The sequence below is a fragment of the Actinomyces minihominis genome (assembly GCF_900187855.1).
GTDB lineage: Bacteria > Actinomycetota > Actinomycetes > Actinomycetales > Actinomycetaceae > Scrofimicrobium > Scrofimicrobium minihominis.
On the sequence record NZ_FYEG01000011.1, the window covers coordinates 37,489 to 48,332 of the forward strand.

The 10,844-nt window shown below is 58.8% G+C and carries 7 protein-coding genes; 6 read left to right on the top strand and 1 reads right to left on the bottom strand.

Annotation, left to right across the window (positions count from 1 at the left end; all coding sequences use genetic code 11):
- Position 1 precedes the first annotated feature (1 nt).
- The 3 genes from pheT to CS903_RS08855 all read left to right on the top strand — a co-directional run bounded on the left by pheT (position 2) and on the right by CS903_RS08855 (position 4,725).
- Positions 2-2,698 carry a phenylalanine--tRNA ligase subunit beta gene (pheT, locus tag CS903_RS08845; RefSeq protein WP_099333196.1) on the top strand — a complete coding sequence of 899 codons (2,697 nt, stop codon included), beginning with the start codon at positions 2-4 and terminating at the stop codon, positions 2,696-2,698.
- 232 nt (positions 2,699-2,930) lie between these two features.
- Positions 2,931-3,428 (top strand): arginine repressor, encoded by a 498-nt coding sequence (gene argR, locus CS903_RS08850; RefSeq protein ID WP_099333197.1) that lies wholly within the window; start codon positions 2,931-2,933, stop codon positions 3,426-3,428.
- 73 nt (positions 3,429-3,501) lie between these two features.
- Positions 3,502-4,725 (top strand): argininosuccinate synthase, encoded by a 1,224-nt coding sequence (locus CS903_RS08855; protein WP_099333198.1) that lies wholly within the window; start codon positions 3,502-3,504, stop codon positions 4,723-4,725.
- Positions 4,726-4,792: 67 nt separating this feature from the next.
- On the opposite strand, the gene CS903_RS08860 is transcribed toward CS903_RS08855, so the two are convergent.
- Positions 4,793-6,061 carry an arginine deiminase gene (locus CS903_RS08860; RefSeq protein ID WP_099333199.1) on the bottom strand — a complete coding sequence of 423 codons (1,269 nt, stop codon included), beginning with the start codon at positions 6,059-6,061 and terminating at the stop codon, positions 4,793-4,795.
- Positions 6,062-6,194: 133 nt separating this feature from the next.
- Between CS903_RS08860 and argH the strand changes: the two genes are divergently transcribed.
- From argH to CS903_RS08875, 3 genes are all read left to right on the top strand, one after another.
- The gene (gene argH / locus CS903_RS08865) at positions 6,195-7,637 is read left to right on the top strand and encodes an argininosuccinate lyase (RefSeq protein WP_099333200.1); all 1,443 of its coding nucleotides are present in this window, start codon (positions 6,195-6,197) and stop codon (positions 7,635-7,637) included.
- 125 nt (positions 7,638-7,762) lie between these two features.
- Entirely contained in the window at positions 7,763-9,031 is a 1,269-nt protein-coding gene (gene tyrS, locus CS903_RS08870) for a tyrosine--tRNA ligase (RefSeq protein WP_099333201.1), read from the top strand.
- Between the two features lie 61 nt (positions 9,032-9,092).
- On the top strand, positions 9,093-10,490 hold the full coding sequence (locus CS903_RS08875; protein ID WP_099333202.1) for a threonine/serine exporter family protein: 1,398 nt from the start codon (positions 9,093-9,095) through the stop codon (positions 10,488-10,490).
- Positions 10,491-10,844 lie beyond the last annotated feature (354 nt).

The following is a 10,844-nucleotide window of genomic DNA, read 5'->3' on the forward strand; positions in this document are numbered from 1 at the left end:
TATGCCTTACATTTCCCTGTCGTGGCTTGCTGACCACGTCGAAGTACCCGAGGGGGCCACCACCGAGGAGCTGGCCGCCGACCTCGTCAAGGTTGGAATAGAGGAAGAAGCGATCCTGCCTGCAGCGGTTGTGGGTCCGCTGGTTGCAGGCAAAGTGCTGTCGGTTCAGACCGAGCGGCAGAGTAACGGCAAGGACATCAACTACTGCCGAGTCGATGTGGGTCAGTTTAACGATGAGCCGGGAACAGGCGCTGAGAAGTCACACCTGGCAAGTCGAGGCATCATCTGCGGAGCTCATAACTTCACTGAGGGTGACACGGTTGTGGTCGCGCTTCCGGGAGCGATCCTGCCCGGACCATTCCCAATTTCGGCCCGCAAAACCTACGGTCACACCTCGGACGGAATGATCTGTTCTGAGCGCGAGCTCGGCCTCGGTAACGATCACGACGGCATCATCGTCGTTGACAAGATGATGACTGAAAGCCTGCCGACTCCCGGTACAGACATGATTCCCCTCCTCGGCCTCGGGGAAGAGGTTCTTGAGGTCAACGTGACGCCGGATCGCGGTTACTGCTTCGCGGTTCGTGGACTTGCGCGTGAGTACGCGCATTCAACCGGGGCTAAGTTCCACGACCTGGGCAGCGTAGAAGCTCTAAGGACACCCCTTCCGACTTCGGAGGAGGGCGCTTTCAAGGTTGAGGTTGCAGCTGATTCCATCCTCGAAGGACGACCGGCAGCCGACAGGTTTGTCACGCGGATCGTGCGTGGGATCGACCCGAATGCAAAGTCGCCCGACTGGATGGTCAAGCGCTTGGAGCAGGCGGGAATGCGCTCAATTGGGCTTGCCGTGGATGTCACCAACTACGTCATGCTTGATCTCGGACAACCACTTCATGCTTACGATATTCGCGCAGTTGAAGCACCATTCGTGGTTCGTCGTGCTGTCGAGGGCGAAAAATTCACCACCCTCGATGAAGTTGAGCGTGAGCTGGATGAGGGCGATATCGTCATTTCTGATTCGCCGAATGGTCCAGGATCGCGCATCGTTGGACTGGCCGGAGTCATGGGGGGTCAGGACTCTGAGGTCCAGGGGGATACAACCGACCTGGTCATAGAGGCTGCCCACTTCGACTCGATCTCTATCGCACGCACCTCACGCCGCCACCGACTCTTCACTGAATCTTCAAAGAGGTTCGAGCGCGGGGTGGATCCGGAACTGGCCCCGATAGCGGCAGCTCGTGTCGCTGAGCTTCTGGCCGAGTATGGCGGGGGAGTGGTTGATGACTCAGGTTTTGACCTCAATGCAGTCGTTCGGCCCGCACCCCTTCAGATGAAGGCAAGCGAACCGAGAAGGCTGACGGGGGTCGACTACACCCCGGAGCAGATCGTCGGGTACCTCGAGGACATCGGCTGTGAGGTTGAGTTCGATGAGGTGATTGGCGAGGGCGGAAGCACGTCCTTCGAGTTCCTTGTTACCCCGCCGACGTGGCGTCCCGACCTGACTGGTGCAGCCCACCTTGTCGAAGAGATTGCTCGACTTGACGGATACGACAAGATTCCATCGCGGATCGCGATGGGTCCCGGATCTCAGGGGCTGTCAGTGCGGCAGCTGGTGAGGCGAAGGGCTGCTGACACGCTGGCCAACACTGGTTTGGCTGAGGTCAAGTCATACCCGTTTGTGGGGAACGCGCATGATCGACAGGGTATTCCCGACGACGATATGCGACGAAAGGCCGTGCGTCTGAGGAACCCACTTGCCAATGATGCGCCACTTCTGCGCACCTCTCTGCTTGATACAACGCTGGATATTGCAGCTCGCAATGCCGCTCGAGGTGTCAGTGATCTCGCCCTTTTCGAGATGGGACAGGTGACGAATCCTCAGGGCACGGTTCCCTCCCCGATTCTCGGAGTTGAGGACCGTCCCTCTGATGACGAACTGGCTGCTCTCCTCGCAGGTGTTCCCTCTCAACCGTGGCACGCCGCTGCAGTCGTGGGTGGACCTTTTGCCTCGCGCTCGGGTGCACAGTTGGAAGAAGGGGCCCCCCTTCAGGCGCACTGGGGTTGGTCTGATGCCATTCAGGTTGCCCGAGAGATTGGTGAAACCAGCGGGGTTCGTGTTGAAGCGACTCGTACCTGGCTTCCAGAGGGCACAAAGGTACTTCGTGGCGCGCCACTCCCGAAGCAGGCTGAGTCCCCCGAAGAGACCGCTCCATTCCACCCGGGACGCTGTGCGACGCTGTTCGTGCGTTCAGGCAAGGGCTTCAAAGTGGTTGGGCGGGCCGGTGAGCTCCACCCTGCCGTCATCGAAGAGTACGGTCTTCCGCCTCGTTCAGCAGCCATGGAGATCAACCTCGATGAGATAGCAGCACTTACTAAGTCCGGCTTCATTCAGGCTAAGCCGGTGTCGACGTACCCACCGGTCAAGGAAGACCTCGCTGTTATCGTCGAGGACTACATTACTGAGGGCGATGTTGCGAACGTGATTCGCCGTGCTGCGGCTCCTCTTTTAGAGACGTTGACCCTGTTCGACATCTACCGGGGAACACAGATTCCCGATGGGTCAAGGTCACTGGCATACTCGCTGACACTGCGGGCACAAGACCGAACCCTGAAGCCAGAAGAGGTGACTGAAGTTCGAGCAAAGATTATCGCTGACCTTGAGAAGCGATTGAAAGCTTCGGTGCGAACCGGCGCATAAACTCTCAACAGGAACGGCCTCGATAAGACTTCATGTCGGTCGAGGCCGTTTCAAATTACCCAGGACCATCGAGATCCTGCGGGGTTCAGTGTCCTGTCTCACCGTCTCAAATCCGGACAGTCCAACGCAAAATATTCACTCGACCGTATGATTATGCAGTCAGGTCCAAGCCGGTGCCTAAAGGTTCGGCTTGGAAGGCGGGATGGGAACTGGATTGAGAACGGAGAGCAGAATGGCGGACTTGCCGCTCGATACTAAGACTGCGCGACACAACACGATTCTTGACCTAATCGCTGCGAGCCCAATTACATCGCAGGAGCAACTGCGGCGGATGCTCGCAGAGCGAGGCTTCGAGACGGCACAGGCGACACTTTCGCGGGATCTTTCGGAGCTTCAGGCTGTCAAAGTGAAAACCAACAGCGGCGCCTCGGTCTACTCCGTTCCCGATGTCAACGGGCTGCACCTGGCAGAACCCCTAGAGGGAAACGTGCGTCTTGCCCGCTGGTGTCAGGACCTGCTCGTCAGCGCACAGGAAGCGCAGAACCTCCTTGTTCTTCGCACCCCGTCCGGCGCAGCAAACCTTCTCGGGTCCGCCATTGACTCTTCACGCCTGGCCGGGGTCCTAGGCACTATCGCCGGAGACGACACGATCCTGGTGATCTGTGACAACGACGAGCGTGCCCAGCAAGCTCGAAAACTGCTCACCCAGCTGGCCGAGCGTGGGGCCTAGGCATTCGGCTGCATTCGCAGACCGGCAGACAGTAGATTCTTGAAGTCCCTCGGGGGCACGAAAGGTAGTGGTAATGAGCGAGTCCAAAGATCGGGTAGTGCTTGCGTACTCGGGTGGCCTAGACACGTCTGTCGCCATCGGATGGATCGGCGAACAGACGGGTGCCGAGGTCATTGCGGTTGCAGTAGACGTCGGTCAGGGTGGTGAGGACCTCGAGGTCATTCGCCAGCGAGCCCTCGACTGCGGTGCGGTGGAAGCCTATATTGCCGATGCTAAAGACGAGTTCGCCGAGGAGTACTGCATGCCGGCCCTCCGGGCCAACGGTCTTTACATGGGTGAGTATCCGCTGGTTTCCGCACTTTCACGTCCCCTGATTTCCAAGCACCTGGTGAAGGCAGCCCGTGAGTTTGGTGCGACCACCGTTTCACACGGCTGCACAGGTAAGGGCAACGATCAGGTTCGGTTCGAGGTCGCAATCACTTCGGTGGGTCCCGACCTAACCTGCCTTGCTCCTGTGCGCGATCTCGCCCTCACCCGTGATGTTGCCATTGACTACGCCGTCAAGCACGACCTTCCGATCGAAACAACAAAGAACAACCCGTTCTCGATCGATCAGAACGTCTGGGGTCGGGCCATTGAAACCGGTTTCCTCGAAGACATCTGGAATGAACCCACGAAGGACGTCTACAACTACACGGACGATCCCACCTACCCGCCGCTGCCGGACGAGGTCGTGATTACCTTCAAGCAGGGTGTTCCTATCGCGATCGACGGGCGTCCCGTTTCACCGCTTCAGGCCATTCAGGAAATGAACCGAAGGGCTGGGGCGCAGGGCATTGGTCGAATCGATATTGTCGAGGACCGCCTGGTGGGCATCAAATCTCGTGAGATCTATGAAGCTCCCGGTGCGATGGCCCTGATTACCGCACACAAGGAACTGGAGAATGTCACCGTTGAACGCGAGCAGGCCAGGTTCAAGTCCCGGGTGGATGAGCGCTGGTCTGAGCTGGTGTACGACGGCCAGTGGTTCAGCCCTCTGAAGCGTTCACTCGACGCGTTCATCGACGATACACAGCAGTATGTCTCGGGGGATATCCGCATGACCCTGCACGGTGGTCGCGCCACGGTCACGGGACGGCGTTCCGAGACCTCTCTCTATGACTTCAACCTTGCCACCTACGAGACCGGCGATACCTATGACCAGAGCAATGCGCGCGGGTTCATTGAGATCTTTGGGATGACCTCAAAGTTGGCTGCGGCACGCGACGCCAAATACGGCCGCGGAGTGACCATCTAGATAAGAAAACAAAGTCGGAATGTTCGGCAGGTCGACGGGGTGCCTTAGCTCCGGACCTGCCGAACTCCTATTTTGCGCCAGACAGGGCTGGCTCTCGTTCAACAGGGCAGGACATGCACCGCGGGCCTCCGCGTCCTCTGCCCAGCTCAGATCCCTCGATCTCAATGACCTCAACTCCGGCCTCACGCATCGCCCGGTTGGATCGCGGGGTCCGAGAGTAGGCCACGACCCGACCCGGTGCCAGTGCCAGCATGTTGAACCCGTCGTTCCATTGCTCACGGGACAGCTCTGCGGAGGTGGCGTCGGGCCAGATGAATCGAAGCGGACGCTCCAGGGCTTCCTCAACGGCCCGGGGAACATCACTGCTCAACGTCCTCACCAGGGTTTTCTCCGATTCGGCATCCCATTCGAGTAGCACACAGGGTGATGCGATGGCCTCCGGATAGAGGACAAACTTGTCCCTATCAACCTGGGTCATCACCGTATCCAGGTGCATGAACTCTCGCCGCGAAGGCAGCATGATGGCAAGTACTCGGGTGGCACGACCGGCTTTGAACAGCTGTTCCGCCAGACGCTCAACGCCCTGGGGAGTGGTCCGTTCAGAAATTCCTATCGCCAGAACCCCGTCGCCGAGGACGAGAATGTCGCCGCCCTCAGCAGCTCGGTGCGCACCGGACATCCCGGTGGTCCAGATATCAAAATCGGCCTTCTTGAATGCCGGATGGAACTGATAGATCGCGCTGTAATGCAGGGATTCCCTCCTCCGCACCTCGCGTCGCATCGAGTTGATGGCGACACCCCCGTACATCCACACCGATGCGTCACGCGTAAACAGGTGGTTGGGAAGAGGTCCAACGAGGAAGTCATCAGCGCCCAGTGTCTGCGCCACGAGTGAGGGGACCGGCGAAATCTGCTCCCATTCAGCCTTGGTGATTCCTTCGACGCACACCCGCGCTGTCCCGTACGGTGTCAGGCTGTCTGCCCATTCACGAAGAGCGGGGGCAAGCAACGGTCCGAGTCGCTTGTAGTTAACCGTGTTGTCGAGGACGAATGTCTTCGCCTCGGGGATAGCCAGGGTCTCCGTGAGCAAGTCTGTGAACTCAACGGTACGGACCCCCTGCTCTCGCATCTGTTCGGTGAAGAACTGATGCTCGGCTTTGGCCCGTTTCGGTGAAAGGAGGTCGTCGAAAAGGAGGTCGTTGTGGTTGGGGGGAGTGAGTCGATCAATCTCTGGTCCCGGCTGATGGACTATGACTGTCCTCAGTGGTGAGATCTCATCTTCAACATGAATCTTCAGTGTTTGCGGCAAATCTTCGGTTACGACTTCGTTGCTCATACGAACTCAACTTTCTTGAACTGTCTTAGAGACTACAGACCACCGGGCACCGCCGCGCGTCAGTCGGGGAAGTGGTGATGGTTCAGTTCGGACGTCGGCGCGCACTAGAACGTGGAGCAGGCATGATTGGACCATGACTCAGAATGAGAATCCGCAGCCTCGTCCTATCGCCGAATCAGCAGCACTCTGGGGGGGACGGTTCCGTTCAGGTCCCTCCGACGCCCTGCAGCGACTGAGTCTTTCAACCCATTTCGACTGGCGTCTAGCCGCTGATGACATTGAGGGATCCCGTGCGCATGCCCGCGCACTGGCCAAGGTTGGTCTGCTTACCGACGAGCAGCTGATCTTGATGCAGGCTGCCCTTGACAGTCTGCTTGAGGACGTTCAGTCGGGCAGATTCGCTCCGGTTCTCGAGGACGAGGACGTTCACACCGCCCTTGAACGAGGACTCATGGAGCGGGCCGGCGCGGAACTGGGTGGACGGCTACGAGCTGGTCGATCCCGCAACGACCAGATCGCGGCGCTCACCCGCAGGTACCTGCGCCGTCAGGCTCGGCACATCGGAGCCCTGACCCTCTCCCTGGTCGATGCTTTGGTTGATCAAGCGAAGTTGGCGGGCGACGCCATCATGCCCGGGCGCACCCACCTGCAGCATGCCCAACCCGTCCTGGTGGCACACCATCTCCTCGCTCATGCCTGGCCGCTTGTGAGAGATGTCGAGCGCCTCAGGGACTGGGACTCTAGAGCAGCTGCATCCCCGTACGGAGCGGGGGCACTTGCGGGGAACACCCTCGGCCTCGACGCCCAAGCCATTGCCGAGGAGCTGGGGTTTGATCGCGTGGAACCCAACTCAATCGATGCAACCGCGGGACGCGATGTCATTGCAGAGCTTGCGTTCGTCTTCTCAATGATTGGAATCAACCTCAGTCGATTTGCCGAAGAAGTCATCATCTGGAACACCAGGGAGTTCAGCTTTGTTGAGCTCGATGATGCCTACTCGACTGGCTCCTCGATCATGCCGCAGAAGAAAAATCCCGATATTGCCGAGCTGGCGCGCGGGAAGGCCGGGCGTCTGATCGGAGATCTCTCGGGCCTACTGGCGACGCTCAAGGGCCTCCCCCTGGCATACAACCGTGACCTTCAAGAGGACAAGGAGCCGGTGTTTGACCAGATCGACACTCTGGATGCGCTCCTTCCGGCATTTTTCGGCATGGTTGCGACCATGCGGCTCAACTATGAGCGGATGGCGGCTGAGGCTCCCCGGGGCTTTTCCCTCGCAACAGATATTGCTGAGTGGCTGGTTCGTGAGGGCGTTCCATTTCGAGTGGCACATGAGGTTGCCGGTGCAGCAGTAACCTACTGCGAAGATCGGGAAATCGAACTGGGTGACCTCACCGAGAGCGACTTGGCAAGGATTGATCCGCTTCTGCAGCCGGCTGTTTTGGAGGTCCTTACGGCCCCGGGATCGGTACGGGCACGCAGCGGCATAGGTGGCACCGCACCGGAGCGCGTCCTCGAACAGCTAGTGGTTCTCGAGGAGGCAGTTAGGGATTCCGGAAGGTGGTGCGAGAGTTAACGCACCCCGGCCCAGCGCGCTTTGTTTCGCGCCTGTTGGCAACGTAATCTGAACCTGCTAGAAGCCCGGCTACGCATCGGGACGACGAAGATCGCTGGATCTTCCACAATATAGAAGGAGAAACGGTGAGCGACCTCATCGAAGAGCTCCGCTGGCGCGGACTGGTTGCACAGCACACGGACGAGAAGGCACTGTCCGAGGCGTTTGAGGACGGACCGGTTACCTTCTATTGCGGCTACGATCCCACCGCGCCCTCCCTGCATCACGGTCACCTTGTGCAGCTGATCCTCATGCGCCACCTGCAGAATGCCGGGCATAAGCCCCTGGCCCTGGTCGGTGGTGCCACAGGCTTGATTGGCGATCCTCGCGAGGTGGGGGAGCGCTCGATGAATGACACCTCCATTGTTGAAGAGTGGGCGGCACGCTTGCGTGCCCAGATCGAGCGGTTCCTTGACTTCGATGCCGAGGACAACCCTGCCAGGATGGTCAACAACCTGGACTGGACTGGGGAAATCTCTGCCATCGGTCTACTGCGTGACCTTGGTAAGCACTTCCGCCTCGGAACCATGCTCTCGAAGGACATCGTTGCTCGGCGACTCAAGTCAGATGAGGGAATCTCCTACACCGAGTTCTCCTACCAGATTCTTCAGGCCAATGACTACCTGGAGCTCTTCCGCCGGTACGGCTGCACGCTTCAGACCGGTGGCAACGACCAGTGGGGCAACCTGATTGGCGGCATGGACCTGATTCGCCGCGTTGAGGGCAAGGGTGTTCACGCGATGACAACCCCGGTCATCACCAAGGCCGACGGTTCCAAGTTTGGCAAGTCTGAGGGGGGAGCCATCTGGCTTGATCCCGCCATGATGAGCCCCTACGACTTCTACCAGTTCTGGCTTCAGACGGCCGATGAAGACGTAGTGCGAATGCTCAAGGTGTTCACTTTCCTCGATCGGGAACGTATCGAAGAACTAGAAGCGATCACGGCAGAGCGACCGCAGGCCCGTGAGGCGCAGCGCGTTCTTGCTGCCGAAGTGACCCGTTTCGTACATGGTGAGGACGAACTGCAACGGGTTCAGGCGGCTACGAACGCCCTGTGGGGTCGGGGGGATCTGCACGAGGTCGATAGTGAGACCTTGGCTGCGGCCATTCAGGATCTTCCCAAGGCTGAGATTGTCCTGGGTGAGACCACGGTGATCGACGCCCTGGTTGCCACCGGCCTCGAGGCCGGACGAAAGGCCGCCGTCCGTACGGTTAGCAGCAACGGACTCTCAGTCAACAACGTCAAGGTCGCGGATGTCGATAGGGTCTTCGTGCCCGAGGATGTTCTTGCGGGTGGTGTTGTTCTGCTGCGTAAGGGTCGTAAGACTCTGGCCGCAGCAGTTGTAGAGGCCTAAGTCGAACTCACGATTGCTTAACGCTGACCTTCTGGTCAGCGTTGCCACTTGAAGAAGGACCATGGTCAAGTCAGCAGTTCACAGTCTTTCATCGCTGTGGTGGCGGACACTCGGCAACGATCATCCTCCAGTCCTCGATGATGACGAGTCGGATGAGTATCTGACAGCAAGCCGCGAGAACTCGCGGATCGTCCTCCACATCCTTGACTTCGCAGCCCGGCTTGGCGATGCGATGCTGGCTGTGGGGGCATCCGCACATGAGGTGACTGTCGCTTCGGGACGGGCTGCTCGATCCTACGGACTCCATGGTGTGCACGTTGTCGTCACGTACAACTCTCTGTCGGTGTCCTATCAACAGCACGAGGATCAGTGGCCGGCGACGATCACCCGGGTGGTGAAATGGGATCAACCCAACCATGCCAAGTTACAGGCATTGCAGGAGCTTCTCGTAGCGGTTGAAGATGGGTTGGAACTTCCTGAGGCACGAAGCCGTTTGCGGGAGCTGCGCAGAAGCCCGTTCCCCTACAACACGGCATCGGTGGCAGGCGCTTCGGCGCTACTTGCGATGGGTGTCAGCATCATGTTTGGCGCCTCTGCGGTCATCATGATCCTGACATTCTTTGCGGCGCTGCTGGCAGCCTTCACGCAGGCTGGCCTCAGCAGGTTCGCACTGCCGATGTTCTTCAGCCAGATGGCCGGAGGTTTTGTCGTCACCCTTGTCGCCGTAGGTGTCAGCGCCCTGGCTCACTTGGGACTTGAGCCATTCATCGAAGTGCGTCCCTCAATAATCGTTGTAGCCGGAATCATGATGATGCTGGCTGGAATGTCGGCTGTGGGAGCAACCCAGGATGCCATTGATGGGTTTGCCGTGACAGCTAGCGGACGCATCCTTGACTTGACGATGAGGACGCTCGGCGTTGTGATCGGAATTCTGCTCGGCCTCCAGTTGGGATCACTGTTTGGAGTTGAGGTTCCGCTATTACCCACGGCAGTTCCTTTCGGATCGATTCCTCATCAAATGGTGGGGGCGGCCCTGGTCTCTGGCGCGGCGGCCCTGACCAACGGGGGGCGAATCCGGATGGTTGGGATCAGTGCGATTCTTGGAATGGTTTCGATCGTCACCTTTGCTGGAGCAAGTCTGCTGGGCATCGGCGTAGCAATAGCGAGTGCGCTCGGGGCTCTCTTCGCATCCTTTATCGGGGGGACCCTGGCGGTGCGGACCCGGATCCCAGAGGTCGCGATGACCACGGCGGCAATCATCCCGCTGGTTCCAGGTGTTTCGATCTTCCGCGGTCTCCTTGGCATCGTCCAGGCAGAGGGATCCTTCGATGGTCTTGTCATTGGTGGCAATGCCCTGGTGGTTGCGGCCATGACGGCTGTGGCAATCGCTGCGGGGGTTTCGCTCGGTTTGTATATCTCGACACCCTGGAGGTCGAAGAGACGTCACAGCCATCGATGACACGCCCGGGTGGGGGGTTGGGTGTGGGGTGTTTTTGGGGTTGGTGTGGGGTGGGTTTTTGTTGTGTTTGTTGGGTTTGTGGGTGGTGTGGTTGGGGTCACGGGGGTTTGGTTTGACGGTGTGGTGGGGTGGTGGGTAGTGTTCTTATTCGTTGCCCCGGTGGTCGGGATGTGGCTGGGCCGGTTTGGTTTGGTTGTGTTTTGGTTGTTGGGGTGAATGTCCTTCACTTTTTGTGTGGGTGTTGTTTGTGAACTTGATAGTGTGTTTTTTTGTTTGATTTTTGAGTGTACTCAATAAATTCTTTGTTTTTGTTGGTGTTTTTTTGGTTGGGATGGCTGCCGTCTTTTTTGGTGG

Excerpts from the sequence above, each read along its gene's own strand:
- CS903_RS08855 (WP_099333198.1), top strand. The coding sequence starts at position 3,502 with ATGAGCGAGTCCAAAGATCGGGTAGTGCTTGCGTACTCGGGTGGCCTA.
- CS903_RS08860 (WP_099333199.1), bottom strand. The coding sequence starts at position 6,061 with ATGAGCAACGAAGTCGTAACCGAAGATTTGCCGCAAACACTGAAGATT.
- argR (WP_099333197.1), top strand. The coding sequence starts at position 2,931 with ATGGCGGACTTGCCGCTCGATACTAAGACTGCGCGACACAACACGATT.
- pheT (WP_099333196.1), top strand. The coding sequence starts at position 2 with ATGCCTTACATTTCCCTGTCGTGGCTTGCTGACCACGTCGAAGTACCC.
- CS903_RS08875 (WP_099333202.1), top strand. The coding sequence starts at position 9,093 with ATGGTCAAGTCAGCAGTTCACAGTCTTTCATCGCTGTGGTGGCGGACA.
- argH (WP_099333200.1), top strand. The coding sequence starts at position 6,195 with ATGACTCAGAATGAGAATCCGCAGCCTCGTCCTATCGCCGAATCAGCA.